This window comes from Blastomonas sp. SL216 (assembly GCA_026625625.1).
Lineage (GTDB): Bacteria > Pseudomonadota > Alphaproteobacteria > Sphingomonadales > Sphingomonadaceae > Blastomonas.
Genome location: CP113055.1, coordinates 1,642,760 through 1,669,254, shown reverse-complemented (window position 1 = coordinate 1,669,254; position 26,495 = coordinate 1,642,760). Strand labels below are relative to the sequence as shown.

The window sequence follows — 26,495 nt, the reverse complement described above, 5'->3', positions numbered from 1 at the left end:
GCCGCTCGATCAAGCGGCCTTGCGGGAGGGTTCTGCCTTGGCGATGGCCTGGGTGGCGCGAGCCTCATAGCGCATGTTGGCAATCATCGCGTCGACCAGGGCGATGTCCACCGGTCGGCTGAAGAAATAGCCCTGGATGTTGGTGCACCCCTGCGATCGCAATGCCTCAAGCTGGTCACTGTCCTCAACGCCTTCGGCGATCGTTTCCATGCCCAGCGCACCCGCCAGCGCCGTAATCGCACCGATGATCGCACGGGCGCTGTGGTCGGCCGTCAGGTCGTTGACGAAGCTCTTGTCGATCTTGATCTTGTCGAACGGGAACGAGCGCAGATAATTGAGCGAGCTATATCCGGTGCCGAAATCATCGAGCGCGATCCGGATGCCGCATTCGCGCAAGGAACTGAGCATTGCCAAGGTGCGCTCGACGTTGTCGATGAACAGCGACTCGGTCACCTCCAGCTCCAGCCGGCTGGGATTGAGGCCGGTCGCATCGAGCGCCTGCATCACCATCAGCGGCAGCCCTGCATTCTTGAACAGCACCGGCGAGAGGTTCACCGCGACCCGCACATCCTCAGGCCATTGGCTGGCGCGCGCGCAGGCCTCGTTCATCACCCATTCGCTGATCGGCACGATCATGCCGGTATCCTCGGCCAGCGGGATGAATTCCGCCGGGGAGATCAAACCGTGCTTGGGGTGCTGCCAGCGGATCAGCGCCTCGAAGCCGACGATCCGGTTCTTCTCGAGGCTGAAAAGTGGCTGATAATTGAGGTGGAACTGTCTCCCGCGCACGGCCTCGCGCATGTCGATTTCCATCTGATGGCGTTTGCGCGCCTCCAGGTCCATCGCCTGTTCGAAGAAGCATGAGCAATTGCGGCCCTCATTCTTGGCCCGGTACAGGGCCAGGTCGGCATTCTTGATCAGGTCGTCGGGGCAGGTGCCATCGCCCGGCGCGACGGCAATGCCGATGCTGGAGCTGGTCTCGAGCGAATGCCCGGTCAGCTGGAACGGCGCGCCGAACACTGCAATCACCTGATCGGCGAGCAGGGCAAGATTGGCTCCAGGTTCGATCTGGTCGAGCAGGATGGCGAATTCATCTCCGCCCTGGCGGCTGATCAGGGCCCCGTTGATCGTCTGCCGGAGACGCTCGGCCACGGCCTTGAGCAGCTCATCGCCAACCGGATGGCCCAAAGTGTCATTGACCGCCTTGAAGTTGTCGAGGTCGAAATACATGACCACGACGCGCTCGTTTCTCGCGCGGCGGGCCAGTGCAAATTCGAGTTGCTCGGCGAAAAGCTTGCGGTTCGGCAAGCCGGTCAGCTCGTCATGCAGCGCAATGTGCGTGATGCGTTCCTCGCGCTCGGTGATCGAATCGACCATGATGTTGAAGCTTGCGGCCAGCCTGCCAACCTCATCGGAGGACCTGATCGACACCCTGTTGCGCGATCCTTCGCTGATCGCGCGCGCAGCCCGGTCCAGTGCAGCGATCGGTCGGGTAATGCCGCGCGCGACAAATGCACCGATCGCGGTCGATATCAGCAGGCCTAGGCCGCTCAGGGCAATCAGCAGATATTTGATCGGCGCATATTGTTCCAGCGCCGGGCCCAAGGCGTAGCGCAGCAGCAGGCGCGGCTTGGCTTGCGCATCAAAGGAGGGCAGCCGCCGCGACCAATAGAGCGTCGGCTCACCCTTGATGTCGACGGCAATGGGCGCCTTGCCGCTGGCTTGCGCCAGGGTGATGCCATGGGACAGCGTGCCGCCTGCCCGAATGCTGGCCGACATGCCTTCGGGGGCAAGCCTGGCCATGTCGCGCATCGCAACAGTATTCAGCGGGCGGGCGAGGACCAGCCAGCCTGCCAGATCGGGAATCTTGATGGGTGCGGCGACCCCGTTGTAGAAACGGCCGCCAACCTGAAAAACACCGCGATCGACCCCTGAGTCCACCGCGCTCCACAGCATATCGTGGTCGGCAGGCAGCAACGTGGTCCCGGTGCTGATGATGTCGCCCTGCAGCGGGATCATGATCGCCAGCGGGGCACCGGCGCGCTGGCGCAGGCTGTCGAGCGCACTGGCGATGGTCGGCGCATCGCCGATGGCAAATGCCTCGCGAAAGCCGAAATCGGCCGCCAGCACATCAGCTGATGTGCGCATCTGCGCCGCTTCCAGCTCCAGGATCTTGTCGAAGGTTGCCCCGTTGGCGGCCATCTCGCCGGTCGCGACGTTCTGCGCATAGCGCTCCACCCCGTCTGCCGCGACAATGATGAAGGCACCGAAGGTCAGCGCGATCACCACGGCATACCACAAGGTTATGCGGGTCGAGAGCGATCGGAAGCGGTCGTTGGCAGAGGGGTCAGGCATTGTCATGGCGGCTTATGGATTGGGTCGCAGTTCAACGGTGACCGAACGCGCCGCAGGCTGACCGGGGGCGAGGGTGACCGCCTCCTGATGCTCGCCCGTCCGGCTGCGCAGCGCGGGATGCCAGACTCTGATGGTCGCCGGGCCGCCGGGCAGCTGCGCCAGTTTCAGCTGGCCGTTATGATCGGTCTTGGCCGCATAGGGGGTATCCACGACCTTGATATAGCCACGCATCTTGTCGTGGATCTTGCAGCCAAGCGACACGCTCCCTGGGACCGCGAAAGTGTGGGTGCGCGTCTCGTCGCGGCCATACAGCTGGATGTCGAACTTTGCCGCCTTGGAGAAGCTGTAGATGCTGTGCCGGACCTTGTCGAAATTCGGGAAACGCACCGTGGCACCAGCAGGCACGATGAGCGTCCCTGGCAGGAAGGTGACGTTCGACTGGGCCATCTCATTTTTCCAGCCAAAGCGAATCGGTCCCTGGGCAGCACCGGACTTGGGGTACACCATGACCACCGCGTCCTTCACGGGCATGCCACTGGCCTGCCTGACCGTAATGGCCAGTGTGGCCGGGGCGGCTGCCTCAGATCCCGGGACCAGAAGCAGCATCGCTGCCAATGCTGAAAAGGCAAGATGCCAGGGGAAGCGAAGATCAAACATGACCTTGATCATGGCCTTAAGTGGTTAAAAACAAGTTGTTCGGCGCGAGCCCTGACCAAATTCTGGATCCATTGTGCCCAACTCGCTCGTCGGCACTTTTGGTTAACCGAGCGTTAGGATTTGACCGATACGGCCAGCGGCATGATTGCCATCAACATATTCACCCGCACTGCCTGTCTGATCGCGCTGTCCGTTTGTGCAGCCACCGCAGCCCAGGCGCAGGACATTCGCAACGGCGGCAAGCTGCTGCTGACCAATGGCGTCAGCACCATCGAGGGATCGGGCGGCGGCGGACTTGCCACCTGGAGCACGATTGCCGGCAATGGCACGCAGGAAGGTATTGGCGGATCGGCGCATGGCACGGTCATCGAGTTGCCCGACTATAACTGGACGAGCTACGGTCTGTCGGTCGGGTTCTTCGATCGCGTTGAGCTGAGCTATGCGCGGCAGAACCTCGATACGATCGATATCGGCGCCGCGCTTGGGCTCGGGCGTGGCTATACGCTCAATCAGGATGTCTTCGGAGCCAAGCTGAGGATCGCGGGAGATGCGGTCTATGGCTCCAGTCTCATGCCCCAGATCGCGGTCGGCGTGCAGCACAAGCGCTCGAGCGACGATGCGGTGGTCGCGGCAGTCGGCGGGGCATCACCCCATGGCACCGATTTCTATATCAGCGCGACCAAGCTCTTCCTTTCGCATAGCGTCCTGGCCAATGCGACGGTGCGCTTCACCAAGGCCAATCAGAACGGTCTGCTGGGCTTCGGCAGCGCAACCGATAACGATCACAAGCCCCAGTTCGAAGGGTCGATCGCCTATCAGTTCTCGCGCCGCTTCGTCGTCGGCGGCGAATATCGCACCAAGCCGGACAATCTGGCCATTGCGCGGGAAGATGACTGGTTCGATCTGTTTGCCGCCTATGCCGTAACCCGCAATGTGACGGTGACGGCGGCCTATGTCGATCTTGGCAGCATTGCCACGGCGGACAATCAGCGCGGCGCCTTTCTCTCGCTGCAAGCCGCATTCTGATACCGGACAGGACCTATCATGATCAGCCTCATTCTCGCCCTTGCCCTGTCCGCAGCGCAGGACATGCCCGACACGCCCGCCGCCGAGGCCGAGGCATCGGAGGCGACCACGATGCCGCCAGAGCCGCAGCGCGATCCCGTCACGGGTGAAGTGCCGGTCGATCCCTATGAAATGTCCAATGCCAATGCAGGCTCGAAACCGTTTGCCGGGTCCGGCATGCGCGATGCGTTTCACGGACAGGACGGCATCCGGCGCGTCGTCAACGACATGGTCGATCTCTCCGTTGCAGACCCGCGGATTTCCGAAGTCTTCGTCTCGCACGATTTGGTCCGCCTGCGCCGCACATTGTTCGAACAGTTCTGCTACATCCTCAACGCGGGTTGCGATTACAGCGGGCGCGACATGGTCAGTTCGCACAAGGATCTCGGCCTGCAGATTGATGACCTCAATGTGCTCGTCGAAAACCTGCAGGCGGCCATGGCGAAGGAAAAGATCAGCTTTGCCGCGCAGAACCGCTTCCTGTCCAAGCTGGCTCCGATGAAGCGCGACGTGGTCACCCGCTGACCGAATACGCAGCGCCGGTGGCGCAAGGCCCCGTGCGAGCACCCCGCATTACGGACTCGACGCGCGGAACCTGGGGCGATCTTGAAAAGGCGTGTCCGGCCTTTCGCGTGGCCATCAAACGCATCACGGATTGGAACCTTCTGCGATCCTCTCGGTAACTGGGGAAACGCAGGAGAAAGCCTATGATCAAGAATGTTATCGGTGCCGTCATCGGAGCCAAGCTCGCAGGTCCGACATCGAAAGCGGACAGCGCAAAGGGTGCCACAACGGGTGCATTGGCCGCGTCGGCCATTCCGTTCGTTCTGTCCCGCATGAGCCTGCCCACGATGCTCGCCGTGGGTGTGGCGGGCTATTACATCAAGAAGCATTACGACAAGAATGGTCGAGCCGCTTAAGCGGCGCAACCGGCATGTCGGCTGGCGCATGAGCCAGGCGCGCGACATCTCGTTCGGGAACGATTTCGCGGCTGCCGCTCAGGTCTTCCGAAGCCCGGCCATTTTTCCGGACATCGATCCGCATGACCGATCAATCGGCCAGGCACCGTCCCTCAGGATCGGGCGTGCGGCCATGCCACTCAGTGCATGGCCGCACCGCCTGTATACCCCTTAACATTGGAGCCCAGCACATGCCGGCCAGACAGAAACCAAGCCTCGCATCGCCCGCCACGGACAACGCGCTTGCCGATCACCAACCGGGTGCGGGTTCGGCGGAATTGATCGCGACCACCGGTAATGGCGGCGAGGTCCATCAAAACGTTGACATGAAGGGCAAGTCGGCCAGCCGCGATACGCATCTGACCGACAATTTCGGCCACCGAATTTCCGACAATCAGAATTCCCTGAGGGCGGGGGAACGCGGTCCGACCCTGCTGGAAGACTTTGTCCTGCGGGAGAAGATCTTTCATTTCGACCATGAGCGCATTCCCGAGCGGATCGTTCATGCGCGCGGTTCGGGTGCGCACGGCACCTTCGAGGTGACGCGCGCTATCCCGGAATGGACCAAGGCATCGCTTTTCCAGACCAAGGGCAATAGCTGCCCGGTCTTCGTTCGCTTTTCCACCGTCGCAGGCGGGTCCGGCAGTGTCGATACACCGCGCGATGTGCGGGGCTTTGCGGTGAAGCTCTATACTGAAGAAGGCAATTGGGATCTGGTCGGCAACAACATTCCGGTTTTCTTCATCCAGGATGCGATGAAGTTTCCCGACCTTGTCCACAGCGTCAAGATGGAGGCTGATCGCGGCTATCCGCAGGCGGCAAGCGCGCATGACACGTTCTGGGATTTCATCAGTCTGATGCCCGAGGCGATGCACATGGTCATGTGGGCCATGTCGGATCGCGGTATCCCGAGATCATTGCGCATGATCGAGGGCTTTGGCGTCCACACCTTCCGGTTCATCAATGCCGAGGGCGAGGGCAGGTTCGTCAAGTTCCACTGGAAGCCGGTGCTGGGGCTTCAGAGCACGACCTGGGACGAGGCGGTCAAGATCGCCGGTGCCGACCCCGATTTCCATCGCCGCGACCTGTGGGAGGCCATCGACGCGGGCGACTATCCACAATGGGACCTGGCGGTCCAGATATTCGACGAGGCATGGGCTGCGCAGCAACCTTATGACGTGCTCGATGCGACCAAGCTGATACCCGAGGAGGTAATCCCGGTGGAAGTCATCGGCAGGATGACGCTGAACAGGAATGTCGATAATTTCTTCGCAGAGACCGAGCAGGTGGCATTCATGCCGACCAACCTCGTTCCCGGCATCGATTTCTCGAACGACCCGCTGCTTCAGGGGCGTCTGTTCAGCTATCTCGACACGCAGAAGTCGCGGCTTGGGACGACGAATTTCCATCAGATTCCCATCAACGCGCCCAAATGCCCGTTTCACAATTTCCAGCGCGATGGTCTGATGCAGACGCTCGTGCCCACAGGCCGTGCCAATTACGAGCCCAACAGCCTGGCTGAGGCAGGAGAAGACGGCGGACCGCGCGCTTGCCCGGATACGGGTTTCACCTCGTTCCGGGAGAATGCGGAGCGCAACGATCCGACCGAGAAGCTGCGGGTGCGCGCCGAGGCCTTTGCGGACCATTACAGCCAGGCCAGGTTGTTCTACCGGTCGCAGACCGAGAATGAGCAAGCGCATATCGCATCGGCGTTGGTCTTCGAATTGTCCAAGGTGACGATTGCGCATGTCCCGCCCAGGGTCATCGCGCGGCTGCGCAACGTGGACGAGGATCTGGCCAAGCGGGTGGCTGCAGGACTGGGCACGGATCTGCCGGCCAAGGCAAAGGCTGCGAGGGAACCGGTCGACCTCGGCACTTCCGATGCCCTGTCGATCCAGAAACAGGCCAAGCCCACGTTTAAGGGGCGCAAGATCGGCATCTTGTTCGATCAGGGCTCGAGCAAATCCGCCATCACCGATCTGGTGAGCGACATCGAAAAGGCGGGCGGATCGGCGTTTCTGGTCGCCCCGAAAATCGGCCCGCTGGCATTGGACGGCGGCGAACTGAAAGCTGACGGGCAACTGGCCGGGTCACCCTCGGTCCTGTTCGATGCGGTTGTGGCGATGCTGGCGCCGGAACGGGCAGAGATGCTGGCCCGGGATGTCGGTGCAGTCGCCTGGTTTGCGGATGCCTGGTATCACTGCAAGACCATCGGGGCCTGTAAAGGCACCCGGCAGCATCTGTTGCCCAAGGCCAATATCGAACCCGACGCAGGCGTGGTCCATCCGGATGAATTCATGCAGGTCGGGCCGGTCAGGCACTGGGATCGGGAACCCAAGGTTCGCGATCTGGCCTGACGGGGCTCGCAACGCGGTGAGGGGCGGGGGTGGTCAAGGCCATTCCCCTCCATGCTTCGGTTTGCCGCTGGGGCGCGGCATGCCCTTCATCGCCGCTGTGCCCAACATCAGACGCACGACGGTCAGAACTCTGGGGGCTGTTCCATCACTCCAGCGCGATGACCTTGCCGCGTGCCATCACGAACTGGACGTCCTTGTAGACCGACACATCCGTCAGCGGATCGCCCGCCACAGCGATGATGTCGGCGCTTTTGCCCGGAGCGATGGTGCCGATCTTATCGGAAAGGCCGAGCAGGTCAGCCGCGTTGACTGTGGCTGCTATCAGCGCGCTTTCGGGCGTCATGCCGTTTGCGACCATCAGCTCGAATTCGTCGGCATTGCGGCCATGTTTCGACACGCCTGCATCGGTGCCAAAGGCGATCCGAACGCCGCGCGGAGCGAGCGTCTGCAGCGTCTTGCCGGTGATGTCGATGCGCCATTTGATCTTGGCGAGGACATCGGGCTCATAGGCATCTGGGTTGGCCGCAAGCCGTTCCTTGTACCCGTTCACGGTCGACAGGGTCGGGACATAATAGGTCTTGCTTCTGGTCCACAGCGCGATGACCTCCTCGGTCAGCATCGTGCCATGTTCGATCGAATCGACGCCGAGTTTCAAGGCCTGGAGCGTGCCGTCGGCACCATGCGAATGGACCGCCACCTTGCGGCCGAACATCCGTGCGGTGGCGACAATGGCCGCTGCCTCGTCATCGAACATCTGGCTGCCCAGCCCCGCGCCGATCCGGCTGTTGACGCCGCCGGTGATGGTCACCTTGATGACATCGGCCCCGCGCCCGATCTGCTGTCGCGTCGCGCGGCGGCAGTCTTCGGCCCCATTGCAGATATTGCCCGCGCCGGCAAAGAAGGGACGCAATTCGTCGCGATAGCTCAGTGCATTGTCGGAATGGCCCGCGGTGCCAGACAGGCTGCTGCCGGCATCCAGGATCCGCGGCCCCATCGCCTTGCCGGCATTGACCGCATCGCGCAGCGCGAGCACCGCGCCGTCGCCATCACCCAGATTGCGGACCGTGGTAAAGCCGGCGCGCAGCGTCTTCATCCCATTGGCCTGGGCGTTGAAGGCCTGAGCAGCGGGCGACAGGGTGACGGCCTCCAGCTGCCCTGCGGGCCCGGCGGAGTCGCTCGTCAGATGCACGTGACTGTCGATCAGTCCGGGTAGCACAGTCCGATCGCTGAGGTCGATGAATGCGGCACCTTCGGGCACCTTGGCATGGCCATTATCGACCGATGCGATCCGACCATCCTTTACGACGATCGTGGATGGTCCGCGTGGTGCCTTGCCGGGCACGTCGATCAGGCGACCGGCATGAATGATGGATGTCTGCGCCGAGGCCACCGAAGGCAGCGCGATCGCCATCGCAACAAACGCGCCAAGAATTCCCGCCTTCATGCATTTTCCCCTGTTCCAGACCCGCCATGTGGCTTGTGCACCAAGCGCTGCCGTTGTGCATCGGGCGGAGCGGCTTTGCGGCGCACGGTGCCCATGGGGTGTAACCGCAATAGCCTGGAACGCCAAACATCTGTGCGCCGCCAGATTCACACCTGGCCGACCCTGGCTGGGTGATGCTCTAGGCGATGCTCAGCGCCTCGAGCGTGAACGCTATCCGCTCGGCCCGCCATGTCGCTCCGGTTGCCGGATCGGCTGGGCCCCAATGGTTGCCATCGCGGTCCAGTCTCAGCACGACGGCGTTGTCAGGGTGCGCAGCGCGCAGCCGGGCCGCGTATTTCAGCACCCCGCTCCAGGCGATGCGCACATCGGCAAGCGAGGCTGTGAGATAGACCGGTGGCAGCCCGGCCGAGGGGATGTTCTGATAGGCGCACAGGCGCAGGGCGCGCGCGAAGGCAGCCGGATCGCGGGCGACATCGCCGACTTCCGACAGCTCGGCAGCGGCAACAGGGCTGCGCGGATCGACCAGCGATGTGAGCACATCCACGAATGGCACATCAGCCATCACCCCGGCCCATAAATCCGGAGCGCGGTTCAGCGCCGCGCCGACCAGCCACCCCCCGGCAGAGCGGCCCATGCTGACGATCCGGCCCGCTGGCACGATGCCCTGCGCGGTCAGCGCACGAGCGCAGGCGATGAAATCCTCGACAGGCTGGGCGCGCCGCTCGGCTCGCCCGGCATCGTGCCACGCGCCGCCCAGATCGCCACCGCCGCGCACATGCGCGATGATATAGGCCACCCCGCGCGTCAGCAGGCTGAGCCGCTGCGGATCGAAATCGGGATTGGACGGAACACCATAGGCACCATAGCCATACAGAACCGCACCGCGCAGCGCCTGGCCATGCGGGCGGATCATCGACATCGGGATCGCGGTGCCATCGGGTGCGGTCGCGAAAAGCCTTTCTGACACAAAGCCTGCAGCGGCGCTTGATCCGGCCTGCAGCGGTTCCAGCGTGGCATCGGCAAAGCGGTAGTCAAACAGCGTCCTGGGTGCAGCAAGCGACTCCACCCCCAGCCTGAGCCTGGCGGGATCGGGTTCGCGATTGGCCTCGGGGCCGGCGGTCCAGCGGTCGAACCCGGCGACGGCGATGGCGTCGGGAAATGCGATCGCACGCCATTGGCGAGCCGCCCTGTCGAGCACCCGTACCCGGCTGATCCCCTCGTTGCGCTCGGCCACCACCAGATGCCGCTTGAACGCCTGATGCCATGTGAGGCCGGTTCGGTCCTGCGCTGACAGGACTTCGCTCCAGCGGTCCGGCTCTGCCAGCGTGGCGCGCACCAGCCGGAAATTGGGGTGGGTGTCGTTGGTCAGGATATCGAGCGCTCCGCCGCCGCCATGATCGACCGCATAGCCGCGGCCCGCCCGGCGGGCGCTGACCAGCCGAGGAGCCTGCAGGCTCGAACGGGCCAGCAGCCTCACCTCGCTGGTGTCGACCGACACGCTGTTGATCAGCGCAAAGCGGCGCGATGTCGTCTGCCGGATCTCGACAAAGAATGCGGGGTCGGTTTCCTCGAACAACACCGGCCCATCGGCCTGCAGATGGCCGATCCGGTGGATGCGTGCGCGCCAGGGGCGGCCTGCGGCATCGACTTCGCCATAGATGATGCTGCGGCTGTCAGCCCTCCATATGATCCTCTCGGAGGTGATCTGCACGCCCACATCGCGCACGATATCGGTCAGCATCCGGCCCGTCGCGACATGCTTGAAGCGGATGTCATGGTGTTCGGGGGCACTCATCGTCGCGAACGCCAGCAACTTCCCGTCATCCGACAGCCCCCAGGCGACGAAATCGCCAATCGGCTTTCCATCGGCAGCGGGCTCGGCGGCGTCGAGCAGCAATTCGCGCTTGCCGGTCACCCGATGAGCGCGCCAGAGCTGGCGGCCGCCCGAGCCCCATGCGCTCCAATAGCCATGGTCGCCGTCCACGACGGGAGCGGGCGGGGGCGCCGACGGGGTGGCGGCATCGGCCTCGGCGCGCAGACGTTGCACCAGCCCGGCGAGCGGTGTCATGACCTGTTCTGATGCAGCGGCAAGGTTGGCCATCAGCGCCGCCACTTCCGGGTCATCGAGCGACGCCTCGTCAAGCCAGCCAAAGGGATCGGTGATCGTCACGCCATGGATCGTGCGGCTGCGGGCCCCGGATGCAGCCGGCCCACCCGCCCAGGCCGGAGCGCCTGGCAAACCTGCCAGCAGCCCGGCTGAGGTCAGGCCGCATAACAGGCTCCTTCGGTCGGTGCTGGCCGATAGCGGCATCGGGGGAGGGGCGGTCAGGGTCATCGGCGAGGCTCCGTTGGGACAGGGAGCTGTCACATCGCCGCCTTTGCCATGCGCGTGAGGATTTTGCCGCGAACGGGCAGATCGTGTCGGTGAGCGGGCGTCTCAGACGATCAAAGGCCAGCCGGCTATCGCAGGGTCAGCGCCTGCTGGCCCTGGCCGCGTCGTCGGCTCATGCAGCTGGTCAGCTTGCGGAAAAGTCCATCGCCGCCAGCATGTCCGAAATGGCCAGAAAGGCGAAGCAGACCGAGCTGTCCGCGACCCCATAGGGCAGGAAGAGATCGTCGCCGACCCTGATCGCGCCGCAGGTATAGACGACATTGGGGACATAGCCCTCGCGGTCCTCATCGGCTGCGGAAAGAATGGGATTGGGTGTCCGCCCCAGCACTCGGGATGGATCATCCTTGTCCAGCAGCATGGCGCCGATGGCATATTTGCGCATCGCGCCGACGCCATGGGTCAGCACCAGCCAGCCTTCCTCCAGCTCGATCGGGGCCCCGCAATTGCCAATCTGCACCAGCTCCCAGGGATAGCGGGGCTCCAGCAGCAGTTCGCCGCCTTCCCAATGGTCGAGGCTGTCTGAGCGCAGCAGATACAGGTTCTTGCCGTCCTGCCGCCCGATCATGCAATAGCGCCCGTCAATCTTGCGCGGAAACAGCGCCATGCCCTTGTTGCGACCGGCCCCACCCTTGATCGGCGTCAGCGTGAAGTCCTGGAAATCCCGGGTTTGCAGCAGTTCCGACCGGATGTCGCGGCCACTATAGGCCGTATAGGTGCCGATCCACTGCTGCCCACCATCATCGTCTGAAAATTGCACCAGACGCAGGTCTTCAAGCCCGTTGCGCTGGGCCTCGGTGATCGGGAAGATGACGGTGCCCGACAGGCTGCTGTCGGGCTGACGGTGCAGCGTGACCGCATCGTGCGTGACAGGGTCCATGAGCGGCCCAGCCATCGCGGCTGTAGCAAAGGTCGGTTGCGGAACCAGGCACAGCTCACGCTGTGCAGAGATCGTGCCTTCGCGAAAGGCGATGGTCGAAATATGGCCTTCGCCCACCGCGCGCAGCGAAATCAGGATGCGGATGCTGCCGGGGTCCAGCCCGTCCTGATCGGGATGCAGCACCACGCTGGGGTTCATCACCGCTGCTGCAGCATAGCTGTATTCGTGGCAGAAATAGGCACCGATCAGCAATTGGGTCTCGCGGCGCAGCGGGACATCGAGGTCAAGGCGCGGCTCGATCTCGTCAAATCGATCCTGGAACACCCGTTCGATCTGCCAGTGGCGGTCGGCGAAATCGCGCAGCACCACCGCCAGTTCGGACCGCACGGTTCGCGGGTCGAGCGCGATGATTTCACGCGCCAGCCGTTGCACCCGTTCCAGATCCGGGCCGGTTGCCTGCCAGGCGAGGTGAAAGGGGCGGACCACGACGCGGGTGGGGTCGGCGTGCAGCCGTAGTTCGTGCTGGGCGAGCCTGCTCACGGATGATGTACCCCCGCCTTGGCCATCAAGGCCTGCAGGGAATAATGTGCATGCTGGTAGGACAATACCGATTCCGCCCCTTCGTTGAGGTTGAGTCCGCGCGGGTTGATTCCGTCCCGGCTCGTTCCGCTGTGCGGATCGCCGACCTTCACGCAGCGATCGTTGCCCCCGTCGAACCAGTCATAGGCGCGGCGCGCATGGGTCAGCCAGTTCGGGTCACGGGTCACCTCCCAGGCTGCGGCAGCCGCATCGATCGCCGCCCATATCTCGACAGCTTGCTGATCGAACACCTTGGGCCGGGCAAAACGCTGGCCGAAACTGTCAGAGCCCACGGGGCGGAAATGGCCCTGGGGGGCGGTCTGCAGGTCCATCAGCCAGCTGAGAGTTTCCAGGCCGCAGGCGATCATGCCATCATCGCCCAGATGGACGCCCGCTCGCAACAGCGCCTCGGGCAGGCGGCAATTGTCATAGGCCAGCACGTCTTCGAACCAGTTCCAGCCGGGCCGGGCAATCGCGTCATGCAACGCGGTCAGCCGGTCTGCACCCTGCCGCAGGATGGCATTGGGCAACGCGTGATCGGCCTCGCTCGCCAAAAGGCTTGCCGACCCCAGCATCGCAAAGGCAATCGCGCGAGGGGACTGAAAGCCCAGCGCAGAAGGGGCGGTTTCAAGGAACAGCTCGCGTGCCCAGCGGCGCATCATCTGGTCGTGCGCATGCCGCGCCGTGATCCCGATCGCCCATATCGTCCGCCCGCAGCTGTCCTCGGACCCGATATCCTCCAGCCAGTTGCGACCGAAACCCATGAAATTGCGGAATTCGCCCGTATCGCGGTTCCATGCATGCTGGACAAACGAGGCAAAAACGTTGGTCAGATGGCCGCACTGGCGCAGCATGGGCTTGTCCAGCCGATGCATCAGCATCAGCGCGCGGGCATTGTCATCGACGCAATAGCCGTGACGCCGGTCGGGTATGCCGTGAATGCTGTGCTGGAGTATCCCGGTATTGTCGCACATGCGCACAAAGCCGCTTATCCCGATCCGCTTTGCCAGAGGCTCCGATCGCGGCTTCAGCCGGGTAGCCTCGATGAGATTGATCGTATGTTCGGCAAAGCGGGGCCAGACCATGTCGCGCCCGCGGCTGTAGACCCGTTGCTGAAGGCTGTGGAGCCGCTCTGGATCGTCGAGCAGCAGCGAGATCGCGCTGGCCATGGCATCGCTGTCGCCAAAGGGTACGAGCCTGCCATGGTCGTCCGCCAGCAGTTCGGACGCGTGGGCATAAGGCGTCGATACGATCGCCTTGCCCAGCGCCATCGCATAAGACAGCGTGCCTGAGGTCGATTGCTGCGCGCCGATATAGGGCGTCACGAATATGTCCGCCGCTTCGATCAGGTCGAGCAGTTCGTCCGTGTCCAGGAAGGAATCGATCCAGCGGATATGCCCATCCACGCCGTGCTCACGGGCCAGTGCCTGGAGCGAATGGCGATAGGCCTCGCCTTCGTGCGCGACCAGATTGGGGTGGGTTGCCCCGGCGACGCAGTAAAGGATACCGGGATGCCGCCGCACGATCTGGGGCAGTGCCCTGATCATCGCCTCGATCCCCTTGCCCTTTGACAGCAGCCCGAAGGTGAGGATGACCTTCCTGCCAGCAAAGCCGAAGCGCGGCTTGAATTCTGCGCTGCGTCCGAACGGGCGGTCAGGCACGCCATGGGGGATAAGCGCGATCTGCTTTGCGTCCGCGCCATAGACGCTGATCAGCAGATTTCGCGAAAGATCGGACATCACCACCAGCTTGCTCGCCCGCGCGATCAGCCGGGTCATCACCCGCATCTGGTCCGGATCGGGCTTGGCCAGAACCGTGTGCAGGGTCACTATGAGCGGCGCGGCGACATGATCGAGCAGCGGCAGGATCATGTCTCCTGCCGGGCCGCCAAACAGCCCGAACTCGTGCTGAAGCCAGATGACATCCGCACCGCTGGCCTCGATCCTGGCTGCCGCAGCCAGAAACGCGGCGGGATCGCCTTCGGTGATGGTGTTGCAGATGGTGCCGTCAAATTCGGCCTCGGCCGCCGGGGGTGACATGGCGTAGACATCGATTGTCATGTCCGGAGCGCTCGCCTTGAGCGCGGCATGCACGTCCGTGGTGAAGGTCGCGATGCCGCAGCGGCGGGGCAGGAACCCTCCGATCAGTGCCAGCCGGACGGCGTGCGGAACATCGGGATGGGCAAATCCGTCTTGGCCATCATCGGCAAGCAGGGCAGGAAAGGCTTCGTACATACAGGGCGTCCTTTCGGAATGATGCGACAGAACGGCCCGGCCAAATTCAAAGGCGCAGCGGGGCTACCTGGCCCAAAGTGGCTCTGTGGCACGGTCATCACACTTACCCCTTGCAGCGGCATTCGTTCCGGTGCCCTCGCACCGGTATCATTCAGTCGGGCAAGGCCTTTGCCCAAGCCATGCTGCAGGCCTGTGATGGCGAACGGCACAGCCTTGACGGTGGCGTGCCGTCACGTTCAGTGTGTGCGCCGAGACCCGGAGGAATGCGCATCTCTATCGCTGGCCCACCTGACGTCGATCCTGCATCCCAAAGCGGTGCCGAGGGGATTGTCCGCCTGGCGATGTGATGGATGCGCGTGATGATGGGCGGCAAGGCAGGGGAGCAGCGCGTGGATCACCTTTATCCGTTCAGGCGGTCCGATGGCAGGCTATGCCACCGGATCGCCGCGCCCGCCGCTGTAGGCGCCTGACCGCGTGAGCACCAACGCCGCCGCTGAGGCCCGGGGGGAAAAGATGCGCAAGGCTGCGGCCGCGGCCGAGGCCAGGGCGCATCTGCTGCGTCATGGGCCCATCCTCTCGACACTGGTCAGGCTGAGCCTGCCGAACGTCATTGCGCTTTGCTCTGCCGCGATCATTTCGATCGCCGAAACGGCCTATGTCGGCTCCTTGGGTGTCTCTGCACTCGGCGGGATCGCGCTGGCCTTCCCGATCTTCATGCTGATGCAGATGCTGTCGGCAGGCGCCATGGGCGGCACGGTATCGGGTGCCATCAGCCGCGCGCTGGGGGCAGGCGATACCGAACGGGCGCAGTCGCTTGCGCTCTGCGCGCTCGTCATCGGCCTTGTGATGGGTCTGTTATGGACCCTGGTCGTTCTGCTCGCAGGCCCTGCCGTCTATACGGTGCTGGGCGGCTCGGGCGCGGTGCTGCAGCAGGCCGTGGCGTTCTCCAATGTCGCGGCGATGGCGATCGTGTTCATCTGGACGACCAACATGCTGGCATCCATCGCGCGAGGCATGGGCAGCATGGCGATGCCGGCGTGGACGCTGCTGCTGGCAGGCCTTGCCCAGGTGGCCGTTGGCGGCACGCTGGGCCTGGGCTTGGGGCCCGCGCCACGGCTGGGCATGGCGGGCGTGGCGGTGGGGCAGGTCGTCGCCTTTGGCGCAGCGGCCCTGGCTCTGCTGGTGTATCTGCGCTCCACCCACGCCCGGTTGCCGCTGCGGTTCGCGCCGACGCTGCTGAAGCCTGCACGATTTTCGGACCTGTTGCGGGTTGGCGCGGTGGCCATGCTCTCGCCCTTGCTCTCGGTATCGACGGTGCTGGTGCTCACCAATCTGGTAGCCCGCTTCGGGCCCGAGGCGCTTGCAGGCTATGGCATCGGGGTGCGATTCGAATTTCTGCTGATCCCGATCGCCTTTTCGATCGGGGTGGCCAGCGTTCCCCTGGTGGGCACCGCCATTGGTGCGGGGGATGTTGCGCGGGCGCGCCGCATCGCGTGGATCAGCGGGTCGCTCTCGGCATCGGTGCTGGGTGCGCTCGGCCTGATGGTGGTGCTCTTCCCCGGGGTCTGGGTTGACCTGTTCACCGATGACATGGCCGCCAAAAGCGCCGCCTATAGCTATCTGCGCATCGCGGGCTTCGGCTATGCCTTTTTTGGCCTTGGCTTGTGCCTCTATTTCTCTTCGCAAGGTGCAGGGCGGGTAGGGGGAGCAATCGCGGCCCAGGCGATGCGGCTGGCGGTGGCGCTTCTCGGAGGGTGGGCGCTGGTGTCTTACGGGGCGCCGCTGTGGACGGTGTTCGCCTTGTCCGCTGCGGCGATGTTGCCGATGGGCCTCGGCACGGCGCTGTTCATCAAGCTGGCCCGCTGGTGATGAATGCCGTGCTGATGTTGCCATTAGCCCAGGCGATGCCCAGCAGCACAGCCGATCCAGAATGCTAGTCGCCCAGCCGCCGGATGGCCGGCGGTGACCATCGACCGTCAATCGCCTCGGGACGGGGCAAGTAGAGCCGCATGTTCATCGTGAACGCACCAGCCGGGGCGGGCAGCCAGTTCGCTTCCTTGTCCGCTCCGGGCGAGGCGGCCTGCACGTAAAGGTCGAGCGATCCGTCCGGATTGAACTTCAGATTGTCGCGGTCGCCCAGTGCAAAGCGCTGCAGCGGGTTTTCGACAAAGAACTGGTCCTGGCCATACATGGTGAGCGACCAGAACGCATCGGCTGGCGGGATCTGGTTCTTTTCGAACCGGATGACATAGCGGGACGCGCCGTTGAGCGGTTTGCCTTGGCCATCAAATGCCGCCATCGGATAGATCGCCTCTTCGGGCGGCAGGGCACCCAGGCCCGCATAGGCGACAAAGGCGCGCTGCAGATAATCATTGCCGTAAACGCCCAGCGAATTGCCGATTGCCATCCATCCCGTTGCGGTGGGACGCATCGCGGAGCGCCGGTTGACGATCCGCTGATAGCCGTCCTTCGCCGCCCTGATCATGGCCTGCTGGATGACCGGGTCGGTCGTGGCCAGATCAAAATCCTTGCCGACGACAAGGCCCAGCCGCTCCATGCGCCGCACGATGGCATAATCGCTGGCATGCGGCGGATTGCGCTTCAGGAGGTCAGCAAACAGGGCAAAGAACTTTGCCGGTTCCATGTTGGCCGCCTGCACCACCGGCGGAACGCTGCGGTCGGTGGCGGGAGCCGATGGACCTGTCGCCGCGGCACCCGAAGACAAGGGCCTTGCCAGAAGCCCGGCCTGCAGCTTGTGGACGTTGGGATAATCCTTCGGGCCGTTGGTCTGGAAGCGGCCGATGATCCAGCCGACATTGGTCGGGCTGCGGATGATACCCGTGCCTGCCGGGAGATCGCCTTTCCAGTCCGGCCCGACAATCGCGAAGGTGCCGCCGCCATTCCCGGTCGTCCGTGTACCCAGAGAGGCGAACACGTCGGTCCACATGTCCATGAGCGGGATGACATGATAGCGCCCCCCCGTATCGGGAAGCGTCAGGATCAGAGGCTCGCTGCCGACGTCAAACCACAAGGAGGAGTACAAGGTGTCGGCGTTGGGACGCACGACATCCTTGAACCTGGCATCGGGAAAGGTCTTGCGATGCGAAAACCGGTTCATCGGCGCGCGCATCTGGTCCGGGTCGGATGCACTGGTGGCCACCTGCCGGGTCAGTTCCATCAGCACCAGCGGATAGGCATAGGTATAGGCCTCCACCCCGATGGCATAGGCCTCTTCAGGGCTGGGCGGCTTTGCCTGCGCGGTCGCGATCAGCGACACAAGGACAAAGCTGCACAACGCGATCAGGCGTTTCATCATGGCTATCCTCCTCCCGAACATCCGACCCGATTACAGCCCTAGAAGACTGTGCGGACGGTGACGCCGTACATGCGGGGCTCTTCGACGAAGCCGATCAGCGAGCGGGTGCCAGCGCCCCCGCGCAGCGGCGTGTTGGCCGTGATGCCGCGGGTGATCTCGTTCGAAAGATTGGTGCCCCACAATTCGAAGGTGAAGCGCTCGTCGGGGGTGGTCAGGCCGATACGGGCATTCATCTTGAAATAGTTTTCCTGCCGCGCAAACGGCGTGGGCAGCCCGTTGGTATCGAGGTCGATGGTGCGGGTGGTGCGGCTGTCCGAATAGCTGACATTGCCGTTGACCAGCAGCCGCCATCCGGAATCGTTGAGCGGCCCGTCATAGGTCAGGCCGAACACGCCGGCAAAGCGGGGTGCGTTAGTCAGGTCCTGACCGCACAGCCGCCGCGAGGATGCGAGCGCGGCAGGCGCAACGCCATTGGCGCAGTTCGATGGATAGCGCGCATGGGCATAGGTGGCCGAAAGGTTCGCCGAGATATGGTTGGAAAGCTGGCCGAACAGTTCGAGTTCAGCGCCGGTGGACCGCGCCGAATTGACGTTGAACGTCAGGAACTGGACCCCGGTGAATTCGAGCACCTGGAAGTCGCTCATCTTCATGTCGAAGAAGGCAAGGTTCGCCTTGATCCGCCCGAACAGAGTCGCCTTCACGCCAATCTCGATCTGGTCGACCTTTTCCGAGGCGAAGCTGGGATCGGCATAGACCGGAGCCACGACCACGGGGCCGCCCGGTGTCGCCAGACCTGCAAGAATGGCCGCCGAATTCTGCAAGGTGGCCGATTGCGGGTCGAGATTGAACCCGCCCGATTTGAAGCCGTGGCTGAAGCCTGCATAGAGCAGCAGATCATCGGTGGCCTTGTAGGCGACCTGTCCGGTATAGGTGATCTCATCGTCCTTGAATCGCTGGTTCCACAGGCGGGGCAGGGGCAGCAACCGGCTGGCAAGCCCGCCGCCCAACGCCGCCGGTGCCGTCAGGTTGACCGAGGTTGCAAAGGGGAAGCAGTTGATGCCGATCAGACCCGCCCGCAGCGCGGCGGGCACGGTGCCGGCCAGCACGCCATTGACGCTGGCCTGGCAGGCGCTGCTGCCTGCGCCTGTCGTCGCGCCAAGCTGGTCGAAGCGCGCGTCCTTGGTCTCGTTGACATAGCGCGCGCCGACGGTGAGGCTGAGCCGGTCGGTCAGGTTGATGACATTGTGGGTGAAGATCGACCAGCTTTCGGCATTCTGGAAGAACTGGTTCTCGGCGAAATTGCCATTGGCATTGACCGGGACGCCGCCATTGCCCAGCGCGGTGAGCGCGAAGAGCGGATTGACGCCGGCCAGATTGCCGAAGTTGAACGCGCTGCCGGTCCGCTGGAAGTCCGCGTTCAGGGTCATCGACTGATTGGCGCGGATTTTCTCGCTCGAATAGAAACCGCCGACCAGCCAGTCGAGCGCATCGTTGAACGCGGTGCCCTGCAGGCGCAGCTCCTGGGTGAAGGTGCGGATGCGGTCACCCGAAGGCAGAATGCCCGGGCGCGATGTCGGCGCACCATTGCCGACGGTATAGGTATCGTTGCTGGTAAAGCCGCCGACAGTGGTCTGGCTCGACTGGAAATGGCGATAAGCGGTGATCGAGGTCAGCTTGGCCGCGCCGATGTCCCAGGTCAGCTCGCCCGAAAGGCCCCATTGCTTGGATCCGTTGAGATAGGGTCCGCCGTTGATCGACAGGTTCTTCAGCGCCGAGAATCCGGACTGGGCGACGCCATCATTGGCGAGGCCATGGAACGCGGCAAAGGGTGCGAGCTCTGTCTCGCGCAGGATCACGGCCTGGCAGCATTGCTCGTCGGTGCGCGCATAATCGGCGAGCAACCGGATGCTCACCTCGCTGCTGGGCTCGATATAAAGCTGGCCGCGCAGCATGTAGCGGTCGCGATTGTTGCTCTCCGCCCCGGTGGGCGATGTCAGATATCCGTCCGCCTTGCGCCAGGTGCCGGATACGCGAATGCCCGCGACATCGGTCACCACCGGCACGCTGACACCGGCCTGCACGTTCATGAAATCATAATTGCCATAGCTGGCGTTGGCGAACCCTTCGACCTCGGTCAGGCTGGGGCGCTTGGTTGTCACATTGAGTGCACCGGCAGAGGTGTTGCGCCCGAACAGCGTACCCTGGGGGCCGCGCAGGATTTCAAGCCGTTCCAGATCGACCAGATCGCCGAGCGCAACACCCGGCCGCGACTGGTACACGCCGTCGATGAACACGCCGACAGAGCTTTCGAGACCGGTATTGTTGCCGGTGGTGCCGACACCGCGGATGCGGATCGACGTGCCCTGCGTTTCGGAATTGGAAGACTGGATGTTGAAGCTTGGCGAAACCGCAGACAGGTTCTTGATATCGAAAATGCCCTGACGTTCCAGCGTCTCGGGTGCCACCGCGGTCACGGCCAGCGGCACGTCCTGCACGTCCATCGCGCGCAGCGTGGCCGTCACGATGATCGGCTCGTTATACTGTTCGTCGTCGGCGGACTGGGCATAGACCGGGGTCGCGACGACCATGGCCAGCGTTGACACGCCAAGCATTGCGAACTTCTTCAAGGCTTCTCTCCCATTATCGCGGCTCGTTGGCCGCTTGTATCGGGAGCCATTATTCAAAAAGGCCCCCCCTCATTATCGACCCTAGGCAAAGCCGTTCAGGTTAAGTTGACTTTGCGCGCCAAAAATCAGCTGCGGGGCATCGCGGGATATCTGGCCAGCAACCCAGTGCGGGGTCTCAGTTGGCCCAGTAGACATATTCCTGGTCCGGCTTCCACGGGGCATCCAGCGGAACGTCGATGCGGATGGCGTCTTCCACCAGCGCGGGCCAGATGGGCTTGGGCATCTCGCGGTCATGCGCCGCCAGCAGCGCTTTCATCGCCTTGACCCGTTCGGGATTGCGATCCGCCAGATTGACCTTCTCGGTGGGGTCCGTGGCGAGGTCGAACAGCCAGGCCTTGCGCGGCTTGCCGGCGACCTGCAGCTTCCACTGGCCTTGTCGCACCACCTTGTAATCTCCGGAGCGCCAGAACAGGGTCCGCTCCCGCTGCGCCGCCGGCGTGCCGGTCACGAACGGCAGCAGGTTAACCGTGTCCATCTTGCGGTCGGTTGGCACGTCTGCCCCTGCGAGGGCGGCTGCCGTGCCAAAGAAGTCGAGATGATGCGCGGGCATTGCCACCCTTTGCCCGGGCGCAATCTGGCCCGGCCAGCGCATGAGGAACGGCACGCGAATGCCGCCTTCGAAAAAGGTCGCCTTCCACCCGCGATAAGGCTCGTTGACACCCGGCAGCCCAAGATACCAGGCCCCGCCATTGTCGCTGGTGAAGATGATCAGGGTGTTGTCGTCCAGCCCCTTTTTCTTGAGCGCCGCCACCACTTCGCCGACGCCGCGATCGAGCGCCCGGATCATCGCGCCATAGACGCGGGTCTTGTGGTCCTTGATCGCCGACAGCGCCTCATAATCGGCGCGCTTGGCCTGCAGCGGCGTGTGCGGCGCATTATAGGCCAGGTAAAGAAAGAACGGGCGATTGCGATTGGCATCGATCGCGGCGATCGCCTGATGCGTGTAATAGTCGGTCATATATTCACCGACATGGAAGCGCTGGCCGCCGTTCTTCTGCACGGCGTCGGTCCCGAAGATCCACAGGAACCGGTCGATCGGGTCGTAATCCAGCTTGGCGTTGACAACATCGGGATTGTCTTCGGACAGGAACTTGCCCGCGCCGAACATGATGCCGAGGCTCTCGTCGAACCCCTGCGTTTCGGGTCGCATCTTCGGCGATTCACCCAGATGCCATTTGCCGACATGCAAGGTGCGGTATCCCTGGCCCTTAAGCAGCTCGGCAATCGTCACCTGGTCTTCTGGAACACCCATATCCTCCAGCGTCGGCATCTCGGCCTCGCGTTCGGGATGATAGATCGGCTGGTGGAGGCGGCCGGGGACAGGTGCCGCGAGATTGCGCGCGAAGGACTTGGGCACCGCCGTATATTCGAAGCCGAAGCGTGCAGGATAGCGCCCGGTCATGAGGGCCGCGCGCGACGGCGAGCAGGTGGCGCTGCCCGCATAGCCGGTATCGAACTGCGCACCTTCATGGGCAAGGGCATCGATGTTCGGCGTGGGCACCAGCCCGTTGGCAACGCCGGTGCCGGTTGCGGTCAGGTCATTGATCCCCAGGTCATCGGCGACAATGAGGATAATGTTTGGCGGGCGCTGGCCCGCAGGCGGGGTTGCCGGGCCCTTCTGCCAGACCACCTCCTGAGTCTCGGCGATCGGATTGCGGATGCGATCAAGCATCGCGACCAACTGGATCGGAAAGAATTTCCAGGCAACGAACGCTGCTGCCAGCAAGACGATAACGCCGCCTGCTGCAAAACGGGCCTTGGTCATGCAACTCCCTCCCCAGTTATCTTGTGGACGCCTTGTTGTGCGTCTCTTTACGTTTGCGACACCTGATGCCTCAGGCCAGAACCAGCACATTATCCTGCCGCGTGATCGCACGATCGGTCCGCAGCGCCATCATCTCTCTGCCCCCGGTCCGGTCCAGCAGCACGCCAAGCCGCTCTTGATCGGTCACTGCGAGGTTGTCTGCCAGCGCCTGAGCACGGCTGAAGTGCCACAGCGAGTGAGGATGGCTCGCGCGTTCCATCACGACGCCGCGCCAGGGATAGCTGATCCAGCCGACATGCGGATGGACCTTGCGTCCGTTGTTGTGGGATACCAGCGTGCCGGGTGCCGCAGTCTCCAGCTCGGCAAGCCATGCATTGAAGCACGCGGTATCTGCGTTAAGCCCTGGCCCCCAATGCGCAAACACCAACGCCAGCACCGCTTCGAGCGTGTGCGGCAGAGCGTCATCGGCGGGAAAGCTGTCGGGATAATCGGGATAATCGGTGTCGATGATCTCAGGGCTGTTCATCCGTTCGGTCCAGCGGAACACCGATGGCGCGGTGGTCTTCATCAAAAAGGCCGGCACGGGATCACGCGCCAGGTGCGCATAGAGCGGGGCCATCATCCCGAAATCGGCGATGCTGGGGCGTCCGCCCAAGAGATACGGGTGCTGCTGAAAATGCTGCTCCAGCGCCGCGAGAAGCTCCGCATAGCTCGCCTCCATCGCCGGGATGACCGCAGGCGTGACACCCAGGCCGGGCAGAAAATCGGCGAACCGCAGCATCAGCTTGCCTGCAGTCTCCAGCCTTTGGCCATGCTCCATCGGCGGAACCGCGCGGGCGAATTCGGATCGCAGGAACAGCTCCTGCTGCGCGCGATACGACCAGCGATAGTGCATCGCCAGCGGCATCAGATAGTTCGATCCAAAGGCATCGAGCAGATGCGCGACGACCTGCTGCACCGGGCCGGGCGGAGTGAAATCGGGCGTTGCGACCCGCTGTTCGACCAGGTCGATGATCGCGGTGGTATCCTGGACGATCTCGCCTTCAGGGGTCTGCATCACCGGAATGACCCGGTGGCCGACCCGGGCCACCACCTCGCTGAGGAACCGCGCATCGGACGAGACGATCTCCCGATAGGGTACGCGCTTCTTGATCAGATAGGATCGCACCTTGCCGGTGAACAACGAGTGCGGTGTTCCCCAGAGGGTGTAGGTGTCGCTCATCATCATGTGTCCCGGATATTTGAAATGGGCCTGTATGCGCTGCGTTGCGGGTGAAGCATCGCGCGCGATCAATAATGTGACAGGCTGACCATCATCCGGGAATAGCCATGGACAAAGCAGGATTTGACGCGCTCGGGCTCTTCCAGAACGTTCACCCGCAACCGGCGCTTGGCCATCTCTTCCAGCAGCACGGTCAGCTGCAGTTCGGCGACGCGTGCGCCGACGCAGCGGTGGATGCCATAGCCAAAGGCCAGATGGCGACGCGCATTGGGACGATCGATCCGGATCGCCTCGCCATCTTCGAACACGCTTTCGTCGCGATTGGCCGACAGGTACCACAGCACGACCTTGTCGCCCTTTTTCATCGCGACGCCATCGACGACCGTGTCTTCCATCACCGTCCGGCGCATGTGCGCCAGCGGCGTCTGCCAGCGGATCAGCTCGCTGACCGCGTTGGGAATGAGCGAAGGATCGGCTTCCAGCTTGGCGCGCTCCTCGGGATATTTGTTCAGGCCATAGACAAAGCCGGACATCGAGTTGCGCGTGGTGTCGTTGCCGCCGACGATCAGCAGGATCAGATTGCCCAGGAACTCCTCCTGGCTCATCTCCTTCATCGCGTCGGACTGGAGCATGATCGATATCAGGTCCTTGCCCGGCGCTGCGGCCTTTTCCTGCCACAGCTTTCCGAAAGCGCCGCCCATTTCCATGAGTGCGGTATTGCGGATGGCCATGCCGTCGGGCTTGAAGATCAGCTCGATATCGCCGCCGGTATCCGACCATTCGGTCAGCTTGTGACGCTCTTCCCACGGGAAATCGAACAGTCGCGCCAGCATTCCGGTGGTCAGTTCGATCGAGACGGCCTTGACCCAGTCAAACGCCTCGCCGATCGGCAGCGCGTCGAGCACCTCGGCCGTGCGCTGCTGCACCTCCGCCTTCATCGCGGCGACTTCGCTGGGGCCGAAGGCGGGTGCCACCGTCCGGCGCTGACCGGTATGGATGGGCGGGTCCATGGCGATGAACATCGGCATCCGCAGCTCCCCCTCCATCGGCTTTTCGGGGTCGAATGCCACGGTGATGCCGCCATATTCCCAGGAGGAGGAGAAGATCTTCGGCAGCGCCTCGATATGAACGATCGGCTTGTAGGTGGAGACCGACCAATAGGGACCGAATTTCGAATGCTCCACATAATGGATGGGCGCATTCTTCCGCAGCTCCTCGAACGGGGCTTGCCAGCAGTCGCCATGATACAGCTCGGCCCGGCTGACATCCCGCGGATCGACCACGGGTCGCTCGTCCAATATGCTTGTCGCCATCTCTCGATCCCTCTCCATCGATCGGGGTCGGGATGCAGCTGTCCACCGCGCCCGCCCCGTGCCGTTTTCGGCTTGCTCGTCCAGATGTCTCGCGCGCTGGCGAAACCCTGTCGTGCCTATTGGTGATACAGCAACGCGGCGGCAAAACTTGACATCGCGCGCCAAAGCCTGTGTCTCCTGCGCAAAGGGGGAAAGACATGGCCAAATGGGTGTCCAGTTCCGCACTGTCCGGCGCTCCGGATCTGGTCGCTGAACTCGCGGGCGATTGGGATGCCCTGCTGGCGGAGGCAGGATTGCCCGCCGGGATTTCGGCCGCTTCCCCGCAACTGATCGAGATCGCGGGGTTCGCCCGGTTCCTGACATTGGCCGCCGACCGGCTGGAGTGCGAATCCTTCGGCCTCAGATTGTCGGGCTATCAGGGCTTCTCGGTGCTCGGACCGCTCGCCTCGCTGCTGGGCAGCGCCAACACCATCGGCGAACTGCTCCACGATCTGGCAGCCTATTTCCCGGTCTTTACCGTTGGCGCACTGGTCGCGCTGGTCGAATCGCCTGCAGGCATCGAGGTGAATTACGAACTCGCGGCTGGCACGGGCCTGGCGCACCGCCACATCACCGAGCTTGGCTTCGGCATATTGGTGAAGGAAATCCGCCGCCACCTGCCGGGCTGGTCGCCGCAATATATCTCGCTGCGTCACGCGCCGCCCGCCAACCGCCGTTACCATGCGCAGCTTCTGGGGCCGACCATCTATACCAACGCGGATCGCAACACGATCTTCATCGCCCGTGCAGAACTGGCCAGGCCGACCTGCGAAGGCAGCGTGGTGCTGCATGGCGAGCTGGCGGCCCGGTACGATGCCATGCGGCAATCGACCCCGGGGGCCGTCGCCGTCAATGTCGAAAATCTCGTGCGGGCATTCCTGCCGCACGCGACCATCGATTTGCCCAAGACCGCAAGCCTGTTGCGGATGTCGCGGCGGACGTTGCAGCGCAAGCTGGCGCATGAAGGGACCAGCCTTGCGCAGATCGTCGATGCCGTCCGCGCCGATCTTGCGCTCTCATACCTTCAGGAATCCCGCCTCAGCGTCACGCAGATCGCCGAGCTTCTGCAATTCTCTGAAACGAGCGCCTTATCGCGGGCCATGGTACGCTGGTACGGCCAGTCGCCCCGTGCATTGAAGCGCGGCCAGCCAAGGCCCTGCGAACCCATCTAGCGCAAAGCACTGGACCGAAGCGAACGCGCGCCGTCACTCGGGCGCGCCGCTCCGGCATGGCA

At 63.5% G+C, this 26,495-nt stretch carries 17 protein-coding genes; 6 read left to right on the top strand and 11 right to left on the bottom strand.

The genetic code is table 11. From position 1 onward, the window contains the following. Positions 1 to 9 precede the first annotated feature (9 nt). On the bottom strand, positions 10 to 2,355 hold the full coding sequence (locus tag OU999_07965; protein WAC25106.1) for an EAL domain-containing protein: 2,346 nt from the start codon (positions 2,353 to 2,355) through the stop codon (positions 10 to 12). 12 nt (positions 2,356 to 2,367) lie between these two features. After that, positions 2,368 to 3,024, bottom strand: a complete 657-nt coding sequence (locus OU999_07960; protein WAC25105.1) for a carboxypeptidase regulatory-like domain-containing protein — start codon at positions 3,022 to 3,024, stop codon at positions 2,368 to 2,370. A gap of 108 nt (positions 3,025 to 3,132) precedes the next feature. On the opposite strand from OU999_07960, the gene OU999_07955 reads away from it, so the two are divergent. The 4 genes from OU999_07955 to OU999_07940 all read left to right on the top strand — a co-directional run bounded on the left by OU999_07955 (position 3,133) and on the right by OU999_07940 (position 7,393). After that, on the top strand, positions 3,133 to 4,038 hold the full coding sequence (locus OU999_07955; protein ID WAC25104.1) for a DUF3034 family protein: 906 nt from the start codon (positions 3,133 to 3,135) through the stop codon (positions 4,036 to 4,038). A gap of 18 nt (positions 4,039 to 4,056) precedes the next feature. Further along, positions 4,057 to 4,602 (top strand): group 1 truncated hemoglobin, encoded by a 546-nt coding sequence (locus tag OU999_07950; GenBank protein ID WAC25103.1) that lies wholly within the window; start codon positions 4,057 to 4,059, stop codon positions 4,600 to 4,602. Between the two features lie 182 nt (positions 4,603 to 4,784). After that, positions 4,785 to 4,997, top strand: a complete 213-nt coding sequence (locus tag OU999_07945; protein WAC25102.1) for a hypothetical protein — start codon at positions 4,785 to 4,787, stop codon at positions 4,995 to 4,997. A 365-nt stretch (positions 4,998 to 5,362) separates the two neighbouring features. After that, positions 5,363 to 7,393 carry a catalase gene (locus OU999_07940; GenBank protein ID WAC25382.1) on the top strand — a complete coding sequence of 677 codons (2,031 nt, stop codon included), beginning with the start codon at positions 5,363 to 5,365 and terminating at the stop codon, positions 7,391 to 7,393. A 145-nt stretch (positions 7,394 to 7,538) separates the two neighbouring features. Here the strand turns inward: OU999_07940 and OU999_07935 are convergent, their stop codons facing one another. The 4 genes from OU999_07935 to OU999_07920 all read right to left on the bottom strand — a co-directional run bounded on the left by OU999_07935 (position 7,539) and on the right by OU999_07920 (position 14,919). Next, on the bottom strand, positions 7,539 to 8,837 hold the full coding sequence (locus OU999_07935) for an amidohydrolase family protein (GenBank protein WAC25101.1): 1,299 nt from the start codon (positions 8,835 to 8,837) through the stop codon (positions 7,539 to 7,541). A 178-nt stretch (positions 8,838 to 9,015) separates the two neighbouring features. Next, positions 9,016 to 11,172 (bottom strand): prolyl oligopeptidase family serine peptidase, encoded by a 2,157-nt coding sequence (locus tag OU999_07930; protein ID WAC25100.1) that lies wholly within the window; start codon positions 11,170 to 11,172, stop codon positions 9,016 to 9,018. A gap of 181 nt (positions 11,173 to 11,353) precedes the next feature. Next, complete coding sequence (locus OU999_07925) at positions 11,354 to 12,646, bottom strand: glycoside hydrolase family 130 protein (GenBank protein WAC25099.1); 1,293 nt, start codon at positions 12,644 to 12,646, stop codon at positions 11,354 to 11,356. Then, complete coding sequence (locus tag OU999_07920) at positions 12,643 to 14,919, bottom strand: glycosyltransferase family 4 protein (GenBank protein ID WAC25098.1); 2,277 nt, start codon at positions 14,917 to 14,919, stop codon at positions 12,643 to 12,645. The genes OU999_07925 and OU999_07920 overlap by 4 nt, the downstream gene beginning before the upstream one ends. A gap of 513 nt (positions 14,920 to 15,432) precedes the next feature. Here OU999_07920 and OU999_07915 point away from each other — a divergent pair. Beyond that, a complete protein-coding gene (locus OU999_07915) occupies positions 15,433 to 16,788 on the top strand; it encodes an MATE family efflux transporter (protein WAC25097.1) in 1,356 nt (451 codons plus the stop codon). Positions 16,789 to 16,852: 64 nt separating this feature from the next. Here OU999_07915 and OU999_07910 read toward each other — a convergent pair whose 3' ends face one another. The 5 genes from OU999_07910 to OU999_07890 form a co-directional block, all read right to left on the bottom strand. Next, positions 16,853 to 18,235, bottom strand: a complete 1,383-nt coding sequence (locus tag OU999_07910; protein ID WAC25096.1) for a DUF1254 domain-containing protein — start codon at positions 18,233 to 18,235, stop codon at positions 16,853 to 16,855. A 38-nt stretch (positions 18,236 to 18,273) separates the two neighbouring features. After that, the gene (locus tag OU999_07905) at positions 18,274 to 20,862 is read right to left on the bottom strand and encodes a TonB-dependent receptor (protein WAC25095.1); all 2,589 of its coding nucleotides are present in this window, start codon (positions 20,860 to 20,862) and stop codon (positions 18,274 to 18,276) included. Positions 20,863 to 21,037: 175 nt separating this feature from the next. Further along, positions 21,038 to 22,687 (bottom strand): sulfatase-like hydrolase/transferase, encoded by a 1,650-nt coding sequence (locus OU999_07900; protein ID WAC25094.1) that lies wholly within the window; start codon positions 22,685 to 22,687, stop codon positions 21,038 to 21,040. Positions 22,688 to 22,757: 70 nt separating this feature from the next. Next, entirely contained in the window at positions 22,758 to 23,915 is a 1,158-nt protein-coding gene (locus OU999_07895) for a glutathione S-transferase family protein (protein WAC25093.1), read from the bottom strand. Positions 23,916 to 23,977: 62 nt separating this feature from the next. Continuing rightward, positions 23,978 to 25,222 carry a cytochrome P450 gene (locus tag OU999_07890; protein ID WAC25092.1) on the bottom strand — a complete coding sequence of 415 codons (1,245 nt, stop codon included), beginning with the start codon at positions 25,220 to 25,222 and terminating at the stop codon, positions 23,978 to 23,980. Positions 25,223 to 25,419: 197 nt separating this feature from the next. Here OU999_07890 and OU999_07885 point away from each other — a divergent pair, with 197 nt between their 5' ends. Further along, positions 25,420 to 26,433, top strand: a complete 1,014-nt coding sequence (locus OU999_07885) for an AraC family transcriptional regulator ligand-binding domain-containing protein (protein WAC25091.1) — start codon at positions 25,420 to 25,422, stop codon at positions 26,431 to 26,433. Positions 26,434 to 26,495 lie beyond the last annotated feature (62 nt).

Coding starts and splice junctions, on each gene's coding strand:
- OU999_07900 (WAC25094.1), bottom strand. CDS start 22,687: ATGACCAAGGCCCGTTTTGCAGCAGGCGGCGTTATCGTCTTGCTGGCA.
- OU999_07890 (WAC25092.1), bottom strand. CDS start 25,222: ATGGCGACAAGCATATTGGACGAGCGACCCGTGGTCGATCCGCGGGAT.
- OU999_07965 (WAC25106.1), bottom strand. CDS start 2,355: ATGCCTGACCCCTCTGCCAACGACCGCTTCCGATCGCTCTCGACCCGC.
- OU999_07935 (WAC25101.1), bottom strand. CDS start 8,837: ATGAAGGCGGGAATTCTTGGCGCGTTTGTTGCGATGGCGATCGCGCTG.
- OU999_07915 (WAC25097.1), top strand. CDS start 15,433: ATGCGCAAGGCTGCGGCCGCGGCCGAGGCCAGGGCGCATCTGCTGCGT.
- OU999_07960 (WAC25105.1), bottom strand. CDS start 3,024: ATGATCAAGGTCATGTTTGATCTTCGCTTCCCCTGGCATCTTGCCTTT.
- OU999_07950 (WAC25103.1), top strand. CDS start 4,057: ATGATCAGCCTCATTCTCGCCCTTGCCCTGTCCGCAGCGCAGGACATG.
- OU999_07930 (WAC25100.1), bottom strand. CDS start 11,172: ATGACCCTGACCGCCCCTCCCCCGATGCCGCTATCGGCCAGCACCGAC.
- OU999_07885 (WAC25091.1), top strand. CDS start 25,420: ATGGCCAAATGGGTGTCCAGTTCCGCACTGTCCGGCGCTCCGGATCTG.
- OU999_07920 (WAC25098.1), bottom strand. CDS start 14,919: ATGTACGAAGCCTTTCCTGCCCTGCTTGCCGATGATGGCCAAGACGGA.
- OU999_07940 (WAC25382.1), top strand. CDS start 5,363: ATGAAGGGCAAGTCGGCCAGCCGCGATACGCATCTGACCGACAATTTC.
- OU999_07910 (WAC25096.1), bottom strand. CDS start 18,235: ATGATGAAACGCCTGATCGCGTTGTGCAGCTTTGTCCTTGTGTCGCTG.
- OU999_07945 (WAC25102.1), top strand. CDS start 4,785: ATGATCAAGAATGTTATCGGTGCCGTCATCGGAGCCAAGCTCGCAGGT.
- OU999_07895 (WAC25093.1), bottom strand. CDS start 23,915: ATGATGATGAGCGACACCTACACCCTCTGGGGAACACCGCACTCGTTG.